This is a genomic window from Streptomyces sp. NPDC025651, from assembly GCF_055558735.1.
On sequence record NZ_JBVHLZ010000001.1, the window covers coordinates 513,201 to 532,277 of the forward strand.

General features: G+C 71.6%; 13 protein-coding genes. 12 read left to right on the plus strand and 1 reads right to left on the minus strand.

Annotated features, from left to right (window positions below):
- Positions 1-16: 16 nt before the first annotated feature.
- The 10 genes from ACZ4D5_RS02200 to obgE all read left to right on the plus strand — a co-directional run bounded on the left by ACZ4D5_RS02200 (position 17) and on the right by obgE (position 14,696).
- Positions 17-1,621, plus strand: a complete 1,605-nt coding sequence (locus tag ACZ4D5_RS02200) for a CYTH and CHAD domain-containing protein (protein ID WP_467770408.1) — start codon at positions 17-19, stop codon at positions 1,619-1,621.
- A 52-nt stretch (positions 1,622-1,673) separates the two neighbouring features.
- Positions 1,674-3,599, plus strand: a complete 1,926-nt coding sequence (locus tag ACZ4D5_RS02205) for a TIGR03960 family B12-binding radical SAM protein (protein ID WP_467770409.1) — start codon at positions 1,674-1,676, stop codon at positions 3,597-3,599.
- 15 nt (positions 3,600-3,614) lie between these two features.
- Positions 3,615-4,160 (plus strand): GNAT family N-acetyltransferase, encoded by a 546-nt coding sequence (locus tag ACZ4D5_RS02210; RefSeq protein WP_467770410.1) that lies wholly within the window; start codon positions 3,615-3,617, stop codon positions 4,158-4,160.
- Between the two features lie 6 nt (positions 4,161-4,166).
- Positions 4,167-5,363: a hypothetical protein gene (locus tag ACZ4D5_RS02215; protein ID WP_467770411.1), complete on the plus strand. Its 1,197-nt coding sequence runs from the start codon at positions 4,167-4,169 to the stop codon at positions 5,361-5,363.
- Between the two features lie 133 nt (positions 5,364-5,496).
- Positions 5,497-6,297 carry a TIGR03936 family radical SAM-associated protein gene (locus ACZ4D5_RS02220; protein ID WP_467770412.1) on the plus strand — a complete coding sequence of 267 codons (801 nt, stop codon included), beginning with the start codon at positions 5,497-5,499 and terminating at the stop codon, positions 6,295-6,297.
- A 237-nt stretch (positions 6,298-6,534) separates the two neighbouring features.
- Positions 6,535-10,668 (plus strand): Rne/Rng family ribonuclease, encoded by a 4,134-nt coding sequence (locus ACZ4D5_RS02225; RefSeq protein WP_467770413.1) that lies wholly within the window; start codon positions 6,535-6,537, stop codon positions 10,666-10,668.
- A 267-nt stretch (positions 10,669-10,935) separates the two neighbouring features.
- Positions 10,936-12,294, plus strand: coding sequence for a phospholipase D-like domain-containing protein (locus tag ACZ4D5_RS02230; RefSeq protein WP_467770414.1), 1,359 nt, complete (start codon positions 10,936-10,938; stop codon positions 12,292-12,294).
- Positions 12,295-12,505: 211 nt separating this feature from the next.
- Entirely contained in the window at positions 12,506-12,826 is a 321-nt protein-coding gene (rplU, locus tag ACZ4D5_RS02235; RefSeq protein ID WP_189729840.1) for a 50S ribosomal protein L21, read from the plus strand.
- Between the two features lie 14 nt (positions 12,827-12,840).
- Positions 12,841-13,095 (plus strand): 50S ribosomal protein L27, encoded by a 255-nt coding sequence (rpmA, locus tag ACZ4D5_RS02240; protein WP_010986870.1) that lies wholly within the window; start codon positions 12,841-12,843, stop codon positions 13,093-13,095.
- 152 nt (positions 13,096-13,247) lie between these two features.
- Positions 13,248-14,696, plus strand: coding sequence for a GTPase ObgE (gene obgE, locus ACZ4D5_RS02245; protein ID WP_362339610.1), 1,449 nt, complete (start codon positions 13,248-13,250; stop codon positions 14,694-14,696).
- Positions 14,697-14,784: 88 nt separating this feature from the next.
- Here the strand turns inward: obgE and ACZ4D5_RS02250 are convergent, their stop codons facing one another.
- Positions 14,785-16,878 carry a hypothetical protein gene (locus tag ACZ4D5_RS02250; RefSeq protein WP_467770415.1) on the minus strand — a complete coding sequence of 698 codons (2,094 nt, stop codon included), beginning with the start codon at positions 16,876-16,878 and terminating at the stop codon, positions 14,785-14,787.
- A 303-nt stretch (positions 16,879-17,181) separates the two neighbouring features.
- On the opposite strand from ACZ4D5_RS02250, the gene proB reads away from it, so the two are divergent.
- A complete protein-coding gene (proB, locus tag ACZ4D5_RS02255) occupies positions 17,182-18,288 on the plus strand; it encodes a glutamate 5-kinase (protein WP_467770416.1) in 1,107 nt (368 codons plus the stop codon).
- A gap of 224 nt (positions 18,289-18,512) precedes the next feature.
- Positions 18,513-18,992: a hypothetical protein gene (locus tag ACZ4D5_RS02260; protein ID WP_467771468.1), complete on the plus strand. Its 480-nt coding sequence runs from the start codon at positions 18,513-18,515 to the stop codon at positions 18,990-18,992.
- Positions 18,993-19,077: the final 85 nt, after the last annotated feature.

The window sequence follows — 19,077 nt, forward strand, 5'->3', positions numbered from 1 at the left end:
CGTCTAGATTCGGTTCATGGCGGAGACGAAGCGCGAGATCGAGCGGAAGTACGACGTCATGGCGGGCACCGAGCTGCCCGACCTCACCCGGGTCGCCGGGGTGGCGGACGTCGTCGACAAAGGCATGGCGGAACTGGACGCCCTCTACTACGACACCCCCGACGAGCGCCTCGCCGCCGCCTCGATCACGCTGCGGCGCCGCACGGGAGGCGACGACGCGGGCTGGCACCTGAAACTGCCGGTCTCGCTCGCCGACGGAGTGCGCGACGAGCTCCGCGCCCCGCTCTCGGACACGGTGCCCCGCGCGCTCCTCGGCCTGGTGCGCTCCCGGGTGCGCGAGGCCGACCTGGTGCCGCTGCTGCGCCTCGAATCCGCACGGCACGTGCGCCACCTCGTCGACGAGGGCGGCGCGCTGCTCGCCGAGGTCTGTGTCGACGAGGTGAGCGCGGAGCGGGTCACCGGGGGCGGGGGCCGGGTCGGCTGGTCCGAGCTGGAGGTGGAGCTGGCGGACGACGGCGATCCGGCGCTGCTCGACAAGGTCGAGAAGAAGCTGAGGAAGGCGGGCGTGCGGCGCTCCGCGTCGCTGTCGAAACTGGGCAGGGCGCTGGCCGAGACCGCGCCGAAGCAGCGGGCGGCGAAGAAGTCCGCGGCCGAGGTGGGCACGGGCCGCGGGGCGAAGGCGGGCAAGGGCGAGGCCGTGGCCGAGGCGGTGCGCGAGGCCGTCGGCGAGGACACCGCGACCGCCGGCGACCACGTCCTCGGCTACCTCCGCGCCCAGCGCGACGCGATCGTCTCGCTCGACCCCGCCGTCCGCCGCGACCTGCCCGACGCCGTGCACCAGATGCGGATCGCCACCCGGCGCATGCGCAGCGCCTTCAAGACGTACCGGAAGATCCTCGACCGCACGGTCACCGACCCGATCGGCGAGGAACTCAAGTGGCTGGCGGGCGAGTTGGGGATCGACCGGGACCGCGAGGTCCTCACCGAGCGGCTCACGGCCGCCATCGCCGCCGTGCCCAGGACCCTCCTCCTCGGCCCCGTGCGCGGCCGGCTGCGCATCTGGACCGTCGCCCGCCGCGCGGGATCCCGGCGCAGGACCGTCGCCGTGCTCGACGGCAGGCGGTACCTCACCCTCCTGGACTCGCTCGACGCCCTGCTCGCGGCGCCCCCGCTGCGCTCCGCAGCCGCGTCGCCGCCCGCCGAAGCCCTCTCCAAGGCGATCCTCAAGGACTACGCCCGCCTCGCCACCCGCGTCGAGCACGCCCTCGCGCTGCCGCCGGGGCAGGAGCGCGACGCGGCCATGCACGACGCCCGCAAGGCGGCCAAGCGCGCCCGGTACGCGGGCGAGGCGGCCACCCCCGCGCTCGGCAAGCCCGCCAAGCGGTTCGCGAAGCGGATGAAGGCCGTGCAGACCGTGCTCGGCGACCACCAGGACAGTGTGGTCGCCCGCGAGGCCCTGCGCGCCCTGGCGATCCAGGCGCATCTGGCGGGGGAGTCCGCCTTCACCTGGGGTCTTCTGTACGGCCGGGAGGAGGAGGCCGCCGCCGACCGGGAGCGGGAGCTGCCGCGGGTGTGGGCCGAGGCGTCCCGGGGGAAACTGCGGGCGGCACTGGGCGCCTGACGGCCGGGGTACGCTTGATGGTCACCCCTGCCAGCTCATGAGAGACACCGCGATGCCTGTCGAGTCCGTCTTCCCACGCCTGGAAGCGCTGCTCCCGCATGTGCAGAAGCCCATCCAGTACGTCGGAGGGGAGCTCAACTCCACCGTCAAGGACTGGGACGAGTGCGACGTCCGCTGGGCACTCATGTACCCGGACGCGTACGAGGTGGGGCTGCCCAACCAGGGCGTCATGATCCTCTACGAGGTACTCAACGAACGCCAGGGCGTCCTCGCCGAGCGCACCTACAGCGTGTGGCCGGACCTGGAAGCGCTGATGCGCGAGCACCAGGTCCCGCAGTTCACGGTGGACAGCCACCGCCCGGTGAAGGCCTTCGACGTCTTCGGGCTCAGCTTCTCCACCGAGCTCGGCTACACCAACATGCTGGCGGCCCTGGACCTCGCGGGCATCCCGCTGGAGTCCAAGGACCGCACCGTCGAGGACCCGATCGTGCTCGCCGGAGGCCACGCGGCCTTCAACCCCGAGCCGATCGCCGAGTTCATCGACGCCGCCATCATCGGCGACGGCGAGCAGGCCGTCCTCGACATGACGGAGATCATCCGCGCCTGGAAGGCGGAGGGCCGCCCCGGCGGCCGCGAGGAGGTCCTCCTCCGCCTGGCGAAGACCGGCTCCGTCTACATCCCGGCGTTCTACGACGTCGAGTACCTCCCGGACGGCCGCATCGGCCGCGTCGTCCCGAACAGGTCCGGGGTGCCGTGGCGCGTGTCCAAGCACACCGTCATGGACCTCGACGAGTGGCCCTACCCCAAGCAGCCCCTCGTCCCGCTCGCCGAGACCGTCCACGAGCGCATGTCCGTGGAGATCTTCCGCGGCTGCACCCGCGGCTGCCGTTTCTGCCAGGCCGGCATGATCACGCGCCCCGTGCGGGAGCGAAGCATCACCGGCATCGGCGACATGGTGGAGAAGGGTCTCAAGGCGACCGGCTTCGAGGAGGTCGGCCTGCTCTCGCTGTCCTCCGCGGACCACACGGAGATCGCGGAGGTCGCCAAGGGCCTCGCCGACCGGTACGAGGAGGACAAGATCGGTCTGTCCCTCCCCTCGACCCGCGTCGACGCCTTCAACATCGACCTCGCCAACGAGCTGACCAGGAACGGCCGTCGGTCGGGCCTGACCTTCGCCCCCGAGGGCGGCTCCGAGCGCATCCGCAAGGTCATCAACAAGATGGTGTCCGAGGAAGACCTCATCCGCACCGTCTCGACCGCGTACGGCAACGGCTGGCGCCAGGTGAAGCTGTACTTCATGTGCGGCCTGCCCACCGAGACCGACGACGACGTCCTGCAGATCGCCGACATGGCGACGAAGGTCATCCAGAAGGGCCGCGAGGTCTCCGGTTCGAACGACATCCGCTGCACGGTGTCGATCGGCGGCTTCGTGCCCAAGCCGCACACGCCGTTCCAGTGGGCCCCGCAGCTCAGCTCCGAGGAGACGGACGCCCGTCTGGAGAAGCTCCGCGACAAGATCCGCGGCGACAAGAAGTACGGCCGCTCGATCGGCTTCCGCTACCACGACGGCAAGCCCGGCATCGTCGAGGGCCTCCTCTCGCGCGGCGACCGCCGCATCGGCTCCGTCATCCGCGCCGTCTACGAGGACGGCGGCCGCTTCGACGGCTGGCGCGAGTACTTCTCGTACGAGCGCTGGATGCGCTGTGCCGACAAGACGCTGCCCGAGATGGGCGTCGACGTCGACTGGTACACGACGCGCGAGCGCACGTACGAAGAGGTCCTGCCCTGGGACCACCTGGACTCCGGTCTCGACAAGGACTGGCTCTGGGAGGACTGGCAGGACGCCCTCGACGAGACCGAGGTCGAGGACTGCCGCTGGACGCCGTGCTTCGACTGCGGCGTGTGCCCGCAGATGGACACCCACATCCAGATCGGCCCGACCGGCAAGAAGCTTCTTCCGCTCACGGTCGTGAAGTAACCGAGACACCTGACAGTGCCTCGACTCGCCCCGCCCTCGGGCCTGGTGCACCACTCCTTCGTCGCCGCGATGGAGGAGTTCCGGGCCGAGGGGCGTGGCGGCCCGGACGATGACACGACGCTCGGCCACACCCTGCGCGACTACACGGGGAAGTGGCAGGACCCCGGTGTCTTCGCGGCCTATGTCGCCGAGGTCCGTGCCGCCGCGCAGCCCGCCGGACCGCTCGGCGTCCCCGTCACCACGCTCTGGTACGCCGACGGCGCGCACTACGTGGGCCGTATCGCCGTCCGGCACACCGTCGCCACCCGCTTCCTGCGCGAGTACGGCGGCCACATCGGCTACGACGTACGCCCCACCGCCCGCCGCCGCGGCCACGCCACCGAGATGCTGCGCGCCTGCCTGCCGTACGCCGCCGAACTGGGCCTGGAATCCGTCCTGGTGACCTGCGACACCGACAACACCGGCTCGCGCAAGGTCATCGAGGCCGCCGGCGGCGCCTTCGAGGACGAGCGCGGCGGAAAGCTCCGCTACTGGATCCGAACCGACACCGCACGCGTCTAGGACGACATGGACCTCGAAAAGCGGCCCGACCAGCGGGTCGAGCAGCCGTCGCCCCCCGCGCAGCCGCAGGTGGAGCAGCCACTGCCCGTCGCACCCCCGCAGGCCGAGGGCTGTCTCGCCGTCGCGATCCGCCTCCCGGTGCGGATCGTCGTACTCGTCCTCGTCGTGCCGGTGCGCCTGGTGTGGGACGCGCTCGCCGTGTGCGGCCGCTTCGTGTACCTCAGGGCGCTGCGGCCGGTCGGGCGCGGCATTGGCACGGTCCTGACGTGGCTGTTCAAGGCCGTGTTCGTGTGGCCGTGGGTGGGGCTTTGGCGGTACGTGCTCGTGCCGGTCGGCACGGGGCTCGGCTGGCTGGCCAGGGTCCTGATCGCCGATCCCGCGGCGTGGCTCTACGCGCGCGTGCTGACTCCGCTCGGCCACGGCATCGCGTGGCTGGGCCGGGTCCTGTTCGTCGTACCCGCGGCGTGGCTCTACGCGCGCGTGCTCACCCCGCTCGGCCACGGCGTCGCCACCGCCCTGGTGTGGTTGTTCAAGGCGGTCTTCGTGTGGCCGTGGGTGGGCCTTTGGCGCTACGTGGTCGTGCCCGTCGGCGTCGCGCTCGCCTGGCTGGGCCACGTCCTGCTCGTGGTGCCCGCGGTGTGGCTGTACACGCGCGTGCTGACCCCGCTCGGCCACGGCATCGCGACGCTGTGCCGCTGGATCTTCGTCGTCCCCGCCGTCGCCGTGTGGCGGTGGGTGCTCACGCCGATCGGGCGGGCGATCGCCGTCGTCGCCCGGGAGATCGGCGACGCGATCGGCCACGCCTGGCGCATCGCCGGGCACATCTCCCTGGTCGTGGGCCGCTTCCTCGGCAAGCTCCTGAGGTGGATCTTCGTCGAGCCGGTGCGGTGGGTGTACCGGACGGTGCTCACACCCGTCGGACATGTGGTCCGCGACACGGTGCTGCGGCCCGTCGCCCAGGCGGCCAAGAGCGTCGGCCGCGCGACCCGACAGGCCCTCGCCTCCGCACGGGACAGCATGCGCCAGGCACGGGCCGACGTACGCCGCATGCTGTTCGGGACGCCGAAGGAGCCGGTCCCGGTGGCAGCCGCGGCCGGGGAGCCGACCCCCGTACCGGTGGCCCGGCGGGAACCGGACACGCCGGAGCCGCGTAACCTAGAGAAGAAGACCGGGACCGCAGTTTCCCCGCCTGCGCGGGGGTGACCCTGACTGGACGACGCTGGGCAAGCGTCAGCCGGACTGCTCCCCGCCCACGCGGGGGTGTTTCCCGGACCGCACACAAGGAGAAGTTCCACTGGGCAAGCGACAGCCCGAAGGCCCGCCGCCCGCACCCGCGGTGCAGCGCATCCGACTGCGCTACACCAAGCGCGGCCGCCTCCGGTTCACCAGCCACCGTGACTTCCAGCGCGCCTTCGAGCGTGCGCTGCGCCGCGCCGAGGTGCCCATGGCGTACTCGGCGGGGTTCACACCGCACCCCAAGGTGTCGTACGCCAATGCCGCACCCACCGGCACGGGCAGTGAGGCCGAGTACCTGGAGATCGCGCTCACCGCGCCGCGCGACCCGGAGAAGCTCCGTGCTCTCCTCGACGAGTCGATGCCCGCGGGGCTCGACATCGTCGACGCCGTCGAGTCCCGCACCTCCGGGCTCGCCGACCGCCTCACCGCCTCCATCTGGGAGCTGCGCCTGGACGGCGTGGAGCTCGCGGAGGCGCAGCGCGCCGCCGAGGCGTTCACGGCCGCCGACAAGGTCGAGGTCCAGCGCCGCACCAAGAACGGCATGCGCACCTTCGACGCGCGCGAGGCCGTCGTGAGCCTCGCGGCCGTCCCCGACGGCGAGGCGACCGCTCACGACACTGATAGGCCGACCGACAAGCCCTGTGCGATACTGCGGCTGGTTGTTCGGCACGTGACACCTGCCGTACGACCTGACGACGTCCTGTCCGGTCTCCGAGCTGTGGCCGACCTGGCGCCGCCGGTCCCCGCAGCGGTGACCAGGCTGGCGCAGGGGCTTTTCGATGAAGAGACCGGCACGGTGACCGACCCGCTCGCGCCCGACCGCGAGGCAGTCACGGCCGCACCACCCACGGCCGCCGTATCTGCCGCCGCGAAGGCGCCGGCGCCGGAAGGCCCCCGCTAAAGGACGTACGTCAACGCGCCGCCCTCGTACTCGGGAGCCACCTGGGTCGGGCAGCGCACTGACCGAGACTTTCGCCAGGCCGTCCGCACATGGGCGTACGGAACCGGCGAGACAAGACATAGAGAGCTCCCGTGCGGCGCCCACGCCCCCGGATGGCGGCCCCGCGCAACAGGCGAGGGCCGCGTACATCACCGGATCAGGCGCGGCGCCCGGGAGCGTGACGGGAGAACCGCCCGCATGCTTGAGCCGAACGACCCCACTGAGGGCTCGCAGAACAACACCCCCAGCGACACCCTGCCGCCGCGCCGCAGGCGCCGCGCCGCGTCGCGTCCCGCCGGTCCGCCGGCGGGCACCGCCGAGGCCGCGGCTCCGGCCATACCGGCCGCCCCCGCCGCCGAGGACACCGCCGACGAGAACACCGAGGCCGTCGAGGTCGAGGAGACCGAGGAGTCCGAGGAGACCGAAGAGGCGGCCGCGGCCGCTCCGGTCGCCGAGCCCGAGGCCGCCCCGGCCCCGCGCACGCGCCGTCGTGCGACCCGCCGTGCCTCCGCTCCGGCCGGTGCGCCGCAGACCGCCGAGGCGACGGAGCCCGCGGTCGAGGCGCCCGCGCCCGCCGCGGAGAAGACCGAGGAGAAGGCCGAGGAGGCCGCTCCCGCCCCGCGCACGCGCCGTCGCGCGACCCGCCGCGCCTCCGCCCCCGCCGGTGCGCCGCAGGTCGCCGCCGAGGACGCCCCCGCCGAGATCGCGGCGGACACCAAGGCCGAGAACAAGGCCGAGAACAAGGCCGAGAACAAGGCCGAGGCCAAGACTGAGGCGAAGGCCCAGGCCGAGCCCGAGGCCCAGGCCGAGGAGGCCGCGCCGCGTCGTACGCGCCGTCGCGCCACCCGCGGCGCGTCCGCGCCCGCCGCTTCGGCCGCCTCCGCCGAGGCACGGACCGAGCCGAAGGCCGCCGAGTCGAAGGCCGCGGACAAGGCGCCCGAGAAGGCCGCAGAGAAGCCGGCGAAGAAGGCCGCGGCCGTCGAGGAGACCCCCGCCACCGCGCCCGCCGCCGAGGCCACGGACGACGACGCCCCCCGCCGTGCGCGCCGCCGCGCCACCCGCAAGACCGCGGCCACCGGCTTCTCCGCGCCCTCCGCGCAGAAGGCCCGCAAGGCCCAGGGCGCCGACGAGTCCGCCGAGGACGGCGGCCGCAGGCCCGCTCGCCCGGCCGTCGCCGTCTTCCAGGCGCCGGTGTTCGCCGAGCCGATGTTCCAGACCCCGGAGCGCGCCGCCGCCGCGGCCGCCGCCGAAGCCGCGGAGGAGGAGGCCGCCGAGCCCGCCCCCGTCGCCGTGGAGGAGGAGCCGGCCCCGCGCCGTCGCCGCCGTCGTCGCGCCGCGGACGAGCAGCCCGCCGCCGAGGAGCGCGAGCCCGCCAAGGCCGAGGCCGCCCCGGCCGATGACGCCGCCGTCTCCGCGGAGCCGGTCGAGGACGCGGCCGAGCAGGCCGAGCAGGCCGAGTCCGACGACGACACGGAGGAGTCCGGCGAGCGCCAGGGCCGCCGTCGCCGTCGTGGTGGCCGTCGCCGTCGCCGCGGTGACTCCGCCGACCAGGACGCCGAGCAGAACGACGCCGCGGCCGAGGCCGACGACACCGCCGCCGAGCAGTCGGCCGACGAGGACGCGTCGGACGGCGCCGAGCAGGAGGCCGAGGAGAGCGAGGAGTCGGCTTCGGAGTCCGGTTCCGCCGGCTCCAGCAGCAGCCGTCGCCGCCGCCGTCGCCGCCGTCGTGCCGGTGACTCCGCCGAGGGCGAGCCGGGCGACGGCGACCCGGAGCGCACCGTCGTCAAGGTCCGTGAGCCGCGCAAGAAGGAAGAGCGCGAGGCCGGTACCGGTGCCGACGAGGTCCAGTCCATCAAGGGCTCGACCCGTCTCGAGGCCAAGAAGCAGCGCCGCCGCGAGGGGCGCGAGCAGGGCCGCCGCCGTGTGCCGATCATCACCGAGGCCGAGTTCCTGGCGCGCCGCGAGGCCGTCGAGCGCGTGATGGTCGTCCGCCAGAACGGCGAGCGCACCCAGATCGGCGTCCTGGAAGACAACGTGCTCGTCGAGCACTACGTCAACAAGGAGCAGGCCACCTCGTACGTCGGCAACGTCTACCTGGGCAAGGTCCAGAACGTGCTGCCGTCCATGGAGGCCGCCTTCATCGACATCGGCAAGGGCCGCAACGCGGTGCTGTACGCCGGTGAGGTCAACTTCGAGGCGCTCGGCATGGCCAACGGGCCGCGCCGCATCGAGTCCGCCCTGAAGTCGGGCCAGTCGGTTCTCGTGCAGGTCACCAAGGACCCGATCGGTCACAAGGGCGCCCGTCTGACCAGCCAGGTCTCGCTGCCGGGCCGCTACCTGGTCTACGTGCCCGAGGGCTCGATGACCGGCATCAGCCGCAAGCTGCCCGACACCGAGCGCGCGCGCCTGAAGACCATCCTCAAGAAGATCGTCCCCGAGGACGCGGGCGTCATCGTGCGCACCGCGGCCGAGGGCGCGAGCGAGGACGAGCTGCGCCGTGACGTCGAGCGTCTGCAGCAGCAGTGGGAGGACATCCAGAAGAAGGCGAAGGCGGCCTCGACGAGCTCGCCCAGCCTGCTGTACGGCGAGCCGGACATGACCGTCCGCGTCGTCCGCGACATCTTCAACGAGGACTTCTCCAAGGTCATCGTCAGCGGCGACGACGCGTGGCAGACCATCCACGGATACGTCTCGCACGTCGCGCCCGACCTGGCGGACCGCCTCTCGAAGTGGACCTCCGAGGTCGACGTCTTCGCGACGTACCGCATCGACGAGCAGCTCGCCAAGGCCCTGGACCGCAAGGTCTGGCTGCCGAGCGGCGGCTCGCTGGTGATCGACAAGACCGAGGCGATGATCGTCGTCGACGTCAACACCGGCAAGTTCACCGGCCAGGGCGGTAACCTCGAAGAGACCGTCACGAGGAACAACCTCGAGGCGGCCGAGGAGATCGTCCGCCAGCTGCGCCTGCGTGACCTCGGTGGCATCGTCGTCATCGACTTCATCGACATGGTCCTGGAGTCCAACCGCGACCTCGTCCTGCGGCGCCTGCTCGAATGCCTTGGGCGTGACCGTACGAAGCACCAGGTCGCCGAGGTCACCTCGCTCGGCCTGGTCCAGATGACCCGCAAGCGCGTCGGCCAGGGCCTGTTGGAGTCCTTCTCCGAGACCTGCGTGCACTGCAACGGCCGCGGCGTCATCGTGCACATGGAGCAGCCGACCTCCTCCGGTGGCGGCGGCAAGCGCAAGAAGCGCGGCCGCGGCGGCTCGGACCACCAGGACCACGGTCACGAGCACACGCACGAGGCGGAGTCGGCGGACGGCGCGGAGACCGAGGCCGAGGTGGCCGCCGAGGTCGCCGCTCCGGTGGCCCTGCCCGAGCCCGAGTTCGTCCCGGACGAGGAGCTCTACAGCAGCGCGGCCGAGGCCGAGGCAGCCGCTTCCCGTGGCCGCTCGCGTCGTCGCGCGACCCGGCGGGCCTCGGCTCCCGCGGGTGCCCCGCGGGCGGAGTCCGCTCCGGTCGAGGCCCCGAAGGACGAGGCCGTGCGGGCCGACGCCCCCAAGGCAGCCTCGAAGAAGTCCGGCAAGAAGGCCAAGGCCGCGGAGAAGGCTGCCGAGAAGGCGGCTGAGAAGGCGGCCAAGGCCGAGGCCGAGGCCGAGGAGCCGGTCGTCGTCGAGGCCGAGGCCCCGCGCTCGGAGGCCCCGGCCGCCGAGGACCCGGTGGTCGGCACGCCCGAGGCCGTCGAGGCGGCCGCCGCGGCTCCCGAGGCTTCCGTGGAGGACGCCGCGCCGAAGGGACGTACGCGTCGTCGTGCGGTCCGCAAGGTGACGTCGCCCGCCGGTTCGCCGAAGGCCGCGGAGAGCGTCGAGGCCGAGGCGCCGAAGGCCGAGCCGGTGGCGGAGCCCGTCGCCGAGCCGGTTGCCGAGCCCGTCGCGGAGCCCGTGGCCGAGGCGCCCGCCGCCGACGCCGCGCCGGCCCGTCCGCGCCGTCGCGCGGTGCGCAAGGCCACCGCGCCGACCGCGTCCGAGGAGACGGCCGTCGTGGTCGTCCCGTCGGCGGACAAGCCCGATGCGGCCGCGTCCGGGGCGGATAAGCCCGCGGACAAGGCGGACGCCGAGGCCCCCGCCGAGGAAGCGGTTCCGGCCAAGAAGACGGCGCGCAAGACCGCGAAGAAGGCGACGGCCAAGAAGGCCGCCCCCAAGAAGACCGCGGCCAAGAAGACGGCCGCCAAGAAGACGACGGCCAAGAAGGCGTCGAAGGCGACGGCGAAGAAGGCCGCGGCCGCGGAACAGACGCCGACCGGCGTCTCCGCGAGCGCGGCGGACGAGGGCTGACCGCCCGTCGGCGAAGGCCGACCGCTTCGTGAACGGATGCCCCTCTGCCCGGCGAGACCGCCGGGCAGAGGGGCATCCGCACGTCCAGCAGAGGGACGCCTGTGTGTCCAGAGGCTCGTGTTTCCGCAGCTCGAAAGCGTGAAATGAGTCCCCCTCGCCTTGGAGGGCGGGGAGACACCTGTAAAACTCATGCGATCCGATAAGTGCACAGGGGCGTGGGCGCGCGTTTGGGGAGATGGCGTACCCGCGTCAGGGGAGGGATGTCAGATGGCGCGTGCGCGCCTGCGTGGCACGGGGCGACACCGTGCCGCGAAGCCGGTCATGGGCGGACGCGGGGCAGTGGCACTCGCGACGGTGCTCTCGGCGGCGGGGCTCCAGGCGGCGGGATCCGTGGGAACCGCGTCGGCGGAGACGGAGACGGCGGCGACCTGGACGGAAGGCCCGATCTTCAACGACCCGAAGGGCACCACCGCCCAGCAGTACGCGATACGCGCGCGGCTGATCGAGCTGACGAACGCCGCCGTGCCCGGTTCGACGATCAAGGTCGCGGTCTACCACGTCTGGGAGGCCACCGTCGTCGACGCGCTCGTGGCGGCCAAGAACCGCGGCGTGCACGTGCAGGTCCTGCTCGACGAGACCAGCAGGAGCGACCGGCCGACGAACACCTCGTACAACACGCTGAAGACGGCGCTCGGCACGGACAGGGGCAAGCCCTCGTTCGTGTCGCTCTGCCCGGCGGGGAAGTCCTGTCTGGGCGATCCGAGGTACGGCAAGTCGATCATGCACAACAAGTTCTGGCTGTTCTCGGAGGTCGAGGGCGCCAGGGACGTGGTCGTGCAGACCACGTCGAACTCGACGCCGTCGGCGCACACCAAGTTCTTCAACGACGCGCTGCTGCTGCCGAACAACCCCGCGATGTACGACGCGTACGCGGACTACTTCACGGACATGCTCGGCAAGCGCTGGGCGGACTGGGACTACCGCACGGTCAGCAGCGGTCGCTACAAGGCGTACTTCTTCCCGCGCAACGGCACGGTGAACGAGACCGACACCATGTACTCGGTCCTGAACAACGTGAAGTGCACCTACAAGGACGCGGCCGGCGTGACGCAGCACACCAAGGTGCGCGCCGCCATCTTCAAGATCACGCGCAAGCAGATCGCCGACAAGCTCGTCTCGCTGAAGAAGGCGGGCTGCTCGGTCAGCATCCTGTACGCCGAGACGGACAGCGCCAAGAGCCAGAACGGCACCCCGGGCACCTGGGAGCAGCTGCACAAGTCCGGCGGCCCGTCCGTGCGCTGCTACAACGACGACAGGGACCCGCAGCACCCCGGCTCCCGGCTGACGACGCCCTACATCATCCACTCGAAGTACCTGCTCATCGACGGCATGTACGACGGCAGGCGGAACAAGCTCTCCTTCACCGGCTCGCAGAACTACACGGCGCCCGCCCTGCGCGAGAACGACGAGGCGATCGTGAAGGTCGACGACGACTCGGTGCACGACACCTTCCGCGCCCACTTCGACCGCACACGGGCCGTGGCCTGGCCGGGCAGCGCCGACAAGACCGACCTGTGCAAGGGCGTCAAGCCGCTGCCGCCGGACGGTGAGAAGCCGACCACGTGAGCGATCGCGTGACGCACCACGTGAGCGGGGGTACGGGGCCGGTTTGACCCTCCGGGAACGGCCCCGTAACCTTGACCGTCGGCGTGTTCCTATGCACGCCCGCCCCCTGTAAACCTTTTTCCTCCGGTGGCTCCGGCCATCAGAGAGGCCGCTCCGCTTCTGCGGGCGGCTGGACTGCGGGGGTCCCGTTCCGAGCGAGAGAGAGATCCGCGTGTACGCCATCGTGCGCAGCGGTGGTCGCCAGCACAAGGTTGCTGTCGGCGACATCGTTGAGGTTGACAAGATTTCCACCGCCAAGGTTGGCGACACGGTCGAGCTCTCGACCCTGCTCGTTGTCGACGGCGAGTCCGTGACCAGCGACCCGTGGGTGCTGGCCGGCATCAAGGTCACGGCCGAGGTCGTGGACCACCACAAGGGCGCGAAGATCGACATCCTTCGCTACAAGAACAAGACCGGCTACCGCCGTCGCCAGGGTCACCGCCAGCAGTACACGGCGATCAAGGTCACCGGTATCCCCACGGCTGCGAAGTAAGGGACTGAGACAAGATGGCACACAAGAAGGGCGCATCGTCCACTCGGAACGGTCGCGACTCCAATGCTCAGCGGCTCGGCGTGAAGCGCTTCGGCGGTCAGGTCGTCAACGCCGGTGAGATCCTGGTCCGCCAGCGCGGCACCCACTTCCACCCGGGCTCGGGCGTCGGCCGCGGCAAGGACGACACCCTGTTCGCGCTGGACGCCGGTGCGGTGGAGTTCGGTACCCACCGCGGCCGCAAGGTCGTGAACATCGTTCCGGTCGCCTGAGTCGTCTTTCCGACTGACTAGGCGCTCGTCGAGCGAGTTCTGCGAGGGCGGACCTCTCTTCCCGGTTTTCGGGAAGCGGGTCCGCCTTTCGCGTGTTCTAGATAGACACACACGCAGTAGAAATTTCCGTACGTTTCTGGAGGCACCCCACCATGACCACCTTCGTGGACCGCGTCGAGCTGCACGTCGCCGCGGGTAGCGGAGGCCACGGCTGTGCCTCCGTCCACCGTGAGAAGTTCAAGCCGCTCGGCGGCCCGGACGGCGGCAACGGCGGCCGTGGCGGCGATGTGATCCTGGTCGTCGACCAGGACGTCACGACGCTCCTCGACTACCACCACAGCCCGCACCGCAAGGCCACCAACGGCCAGCCCGGCGCCGGCGACAACCGCTCCGGCAAGGACGGCCAGGACCTGGTCCTGCCGGTCCCGGACGGCACCGTCGTCCTCGACCGCCAGGGCAACGTCCTCGCGGACCTGGTCGGCCAGGGCACCACCTTCGTCGCGGGCCAGGGCGGCCGCGGCGGCCTCGGCAACGCGGCGCTGGCCTCCGCCCGCCGCAAGGCGCCCGGCTTCGCGCTGCTCGGCGAGCCCGGCGAGGCGCGCGACGTCGTCCTGGAGCTCAAGACCGTCGCCGACGTCGCCCTGGTGGGCTACCCGAGCGCGGGCAAGTCCTCGCTGATCTCCGTGCTGAGCGCGGCGAAGCCGAAGATCGCGGACTACCCCTTCACGACGCTCGTGCCCAACCTCGGCGTGGTGACGGCGGGTTCGACCGTCTACACCGTCGCCGACGTGCCCGGTCTCATCCCCGGCGCCAGCCAGGGCCGCGGCCTGGGCCTGGAGTTCCTGCGGCACGTCGAGCGCTGCAGCGTGCTCGTGCACGTGCTCGACACGGCGACCCTGGAGTCCGACCGCGACCCCGTCTCCGACCTCGACGTCATCGAGGAGGAGCTGCGGCAGTACGGCGCCGGCCTGGAGAAGCGGCCGCGCATCGTCGTCCTGAACAAGATCGACGTACCCGACGGTCAGGATCTCGCCGATCTGGTCAGGCCCGACCTGGAGGAGCGCGGTTACCGCGTCTTCGAGGTGTCGGCCGTCGCGCACAAGGGCCTCAAGGAGCTGTCCTTCGCCCTCGCCGAGCTGGTCGGCCAGGCGCGTGCCGCGAAGCCGAAGGAGGAGGCGACCCGCATCGTCATCCGTCCCAAGGCCGTGGACGACAGCGGCTTCACGGTCACCCGCGAGGAGGTCGGCGGCGAGCCGCTGTACCGCGTGCGGGGCGAGAAGCCGGAGCGCTGGGTGCGCCAGACCGACTTCAACAACGACGAGGCCGTCGGCTACCTCGCGGACCGCCTCAGCCGCCTCGGCGTCGAGGAGGAGCTGATGAAGGCCGGTGCCCGTGCGGGCGACGGCGTGGCCATCGGCCCCGAGGAGAACGCGGTCGTCTTCGACTGGGAGCCGACGATGATGGCCGGCGCGGAGATGCTCGGCCGCCGTGGCGAGGACCACCGCCTGGAGGCCCCTCGTCCGGCCGCACAGCGCCGCAAGGACCGCCAGGCGGAGCGGGACGAGGCGCAGCAGGCGTACGACGACTTCGAGCCGTTCTAGGCCCTCGGCCGCGAGCAGCGGCAGGAGGCAACGGAAAGGCCCCCCGGAGCAGTGCTCCGGGGGGCCTTCGTCATGCCTCACGCAAGGGTCACGCGGTGACCGAGTCCTCCGCGCCGTTCGACTCCGAGGGGTCCTGCTCCATCTCCTCCGCGGCTTCCTCCGCGACGCGCTGGCCGGGGATCTCCGCGTCGATGCGGGACGCCATGCGGGCGCGGCGGGCGTCGGCCTTGGCGCTCAGGGCGAGGGCCGCGGCGTTGAAGCGGACCAGGGACGGCGGGTCCGAGGGGCCGAGGAGGTGTTCCTTCAGCTCGGCGCGGGCCTCCGCGTGGGAGTCCAGCTCCGGGGCGCGCACGGCCTTCATGAGGGCCGCGACGCCGTCCGCCTCGGGGGTGAGGATCGTCGCCGCGGACGCCGTCGGGAAGCTCGCCCGGAACTCCGCCTCGGTCATGCCCGCCGTGTTGGCGACGGCGTACGGCTTCTCGCTGCTCAGCCAGTCGGAGACGACCGAGGAGACGTCGCTGATCAGCAGGTCGGCCTGGTTGAAGCAGGAGAAGATCGCGGGGCGCGCGGACGTGATGATCTGGTGCTCCCACTCGGGGAAGGACGCCCAGAAGGCGCTCTCCCACGCGGCCGTCGCCTCGGCCACGGCGGCCTGCTGGTCGCCGTCGGGGGCGCCCTGGAGCAGCATCCGCTCCTGTTCGTCCGCGCTCTTGCGGAACTTCTTCGCGGTCAGCTGGTTCAGGATCTCGGTGCGGCGGTCGAGTTCGGCCGCGGCCTCGGGCCCCGGGCGGGCGCCGGAGCGCTTGGCGTTGGCCGCGAGGATCATCGCCTTGATGCGCTCGTTGGCGGCGCCCGCGCGCGGATCCTGCGAGCCGGTCATCGGGTGCGGCTTGTAGAGGAGGCGCACGCCCGGATCGGCCAGGAGCTCACGGACGATGTTCTCGCCGGCCAGGACCACGGAGGTGTTGCCGGGGTTGCCGTCCCAGCCCTCCCAGGTGGGGGCGTACAGAACGGTCGTGTACGTCCCGGTGGGCGCGCCGGCGTAGGGGCGGATCGGGGACAGCTGCGGGCGGCCGACCTCGACGACGTCCTTGTCCTCCACGCCGATGTCCGCGAGCTGGTAGCGGTCGCGGGCCGCGGGGCCCGCCACCCACACCTCGTCGTACGCCTTCGCGTAGGGGTTGCAGGAGGAGAGCTTGTCGCTCTCGCCGTGGTTGATGAAGGCGTGCTTGATCGTGGGGATGCGCAGGACCTGCGAGGTCTTCGCGGCGTTCGCCGGGTGCAGCATCATCTTGAGCGTCGACGTCTCCAGGGAGAACATCGTGGCGACCTTCGGGAAGCAGATGATCGGGACGTCCGTCGCGTCGATCTTCTGGACCATGAACCGCTCGCGCAGCACGATCAGCGGCTTGCCGTCGAGGCTGCCGAGGGTGGAGAGCCACATGTTGGCCTGGTACGCGGACGTGGTGCCGCCGGAGAAGTACATGGCGACGGTCGGCTTGTAGTCGGCGAGCCACTCGTCGAGCCACTCCATGACCTTCTGGTCGTTCTTGGCCCGCTTCTTCGGGAGCAGCCAGGTGGCGAGGTAGAGCGCGCCGGCGCCGATCATCGTGAGGGAGACGGCGAGCCCGATGCCGCCCCAGTACGCGTCGGTGGTCGCCGCGGTGACCAGCAGGCCGACCGTGGTCGGCACGGAGAAGGTCAGCAGGCGGTGGGCCTGGCGGCGCGACAGGATCCGCGGGGGAGCGGCCGTCAGGTGCAGCTTCGAGGCGTCGATGTTGCGCGTGACGATCGGCAGCGAGCGGGTGCGGCGCACCAGCACGGCGACGGCCTGGCAGCCGAAGTGGAGCATGTAGAAGGCGAGCAGCGCGATGGTCAGCGGCGACTGCTCGGCCAGCGGCTCGATGCCGTCGATGCGCAGCAGGCCGACCAGGACCAGCATGTCGCGCAGGAGCTGGCGGACCGTGACGTCGAAGCGGATCTTGCCAAGGAGCGAGAGGAGGCCCGGCTGCTTGTACTGCAGATAGATGTCGAGCGCGAGGTTCGCGGCCGCCGCGGCGATGAACACCGGGACGTAGGGGATCAACGCGGTCGCGAGCTGCGTCGCGAAGAGCGCGAACATCGTGAACAGCGCGGTCAGCTGCACGATGCGGCGGCGTGGGGCGAGTCCGGCAGAGGGCACGGGCTTGAGCTCCTGGCGGGGATGAAGAGGGAATGGGGGGAAGTCGACCACTGACCGTATGACGCGCGGTGGCTCCCTAGCAATCTTCCGTGACATCAATCACCGGATAAAGGGGCAAAGGGACTGAACCCCGAGGGTCTTTTTTGCCTCTGACTCAATTACACCCGCTCGTGCTCCGGTCCGGTCCGTCCCTCGGAACGGACAGGCGCCCGGCCCGCTCGCTCACGTAGATTGCAGGTCCGGAGCGGCGGGTTCATCACCCGGGACCAGTTGGGGAAGAGCGTGGCAGCGGCAAGGCAGTCAGTGGCAGAGGCCCAGCGGGTCGTCGTCAAGGTCGGATCCTCATCCCTGACCACCGCATCGGGGGGCCTGGACGCGGACCGGGTTGACGCCCTCGTGGATGTGCTGGCCAAGAGCCGCGGCGGCGGGGAGCGCGAGATCGTGCTCGTCTCCTCCGGCGCCATCGCCGCGGGCCTGGCCCCGCTGGGCCTGGTGCGGCGCCCCAAGGACCTCGCCCGCCAGCAGGCCGCGGCGAGCGTCGGCCAGGGGCTGCTCGTGGCCCGCTACACCGCCTCCTTCGCGCGGTACGGCGTACGCGTGGGACAGGTGCTCCTCACCTCCGACGACATGGCCCGCAGGGCCCACCACCGCAACGCCTCGCGCACCCTCGACCAGCTGCTCGCGATGGGCGCGCTGCCCGTGGTGAACGAGAACGACACCGTGGCGACCGACGAGATCCGCTTCGGCGACAACGACCGGCTCGCCGCCCTCGTCGCCCACCTCGTCCACGCCGACCTGCTGGTCCTGCTCTCCGACGTCGACGGCCTCTACGACGGTGATCCGGCCAAGCCCGGCACGTCCCGGATCTCCGAGGTGACGGGCCCCGACGACATAGCGCATGTGCAGATCGGCAGCGCCGGCAAGGCGGGCGTCGGCACCGGCGGCATGGTCACCAAGGTCGAGGCCGCGCGGATCGCCGCGGCCGCCGGGATCCCGGTCGTCCTGACCTCCGCGAGCGAGGCGGGCGACGCCCTCGCGGGCCGCGCCACGGGGACGTACTTCCACCGCACCGGACGCCGCTCCGCCGACCGCCTCCTCTGGCTCCAGCACGCCTCCGAGCCGCGGGGCGCGCTCACCCTGGACGACGGCGCGGTGCGCGCGGTCGTCGAGGGGCGCAAGTCGCTGCTGCCCGCGGGGATCGCCGCGGTGGAGGGCGAGTTCACCGCGGGGGACCCGGTCGAGCTGCGGGACTCCGCGGGACGTGCGGTGGCACGGGGGCTCGTGAACTTCGACGCCAAGGAGATCCCGATGCTGATCGGCCGCTCCACCCGGGATCTGGCGCGCGAACTCGGACCTGCGTACGAGCGGGAGGTCGTGCACCGGGACGACCTCGTCCTGCTGCACGGATAACCGGCGCAAAGCCCCAGGTCGCGTCAGAACAACTGCCCCACACGTCACATCCGCCCCGGCCGAAAACCGCCGCGAACGGCCCCGGCCGACCGGCCCGTGTGAGGTGAAACTCCCCAAAACCGCCCCGCGGGACCGCTTGGCCTGCTCAACTTTGTTGAAGACAGTTCCGCACGACCGTTGCGTATCCGCACCACCATTGCGTAAAGGAGGCCGTCGTGAGACGAGTGCGCCCAGGGGCGGCGTCCCGCGGTTCGGCTGAGCGGGCGCTGACGAGCGTCGCCGCCGGGGCGGCCTACGAGACCGACCCGCACGGCGCGCGGGAGGGCGATACGCGCGAGAGCCGGGAGGGCGAGACAGTGGAGGCGCCCCGTCTGTGGCACGTCACACTGAGCGTCTCGGGTGCCGAAGCCCCGTTGAAGGAGGTCAGGCGAGGCCTCGAACAGCTCGCCCACGACCACCCCTTTCTGCTCACCAGCCGGTACGCCCCGGACCACGCCGAGATCCGCTACTGGGAAGAGGCCCGTGATCTGCACGACGCGGCCGCGGTCGCGCTGCGGCTGTGGGGCGAGCACCGGCAGACCGCACAGCTGCCGCCGTGGGAGATCGTGGGGCTCGAAGTGATCGACCGCGACACTTACCACCAACGCATCGCGGAGGGTTACGGCCCGCTGCCGGCCACCCCTGTGGGCGTACATCCATTTTGAGCCGTCGTCCCAGGACCGCTCCCGCGCGGTCTCGGGTACTGGAATACCCCGTGGACGCCCCGCGCGCGGGGATTACCCTGCGGGC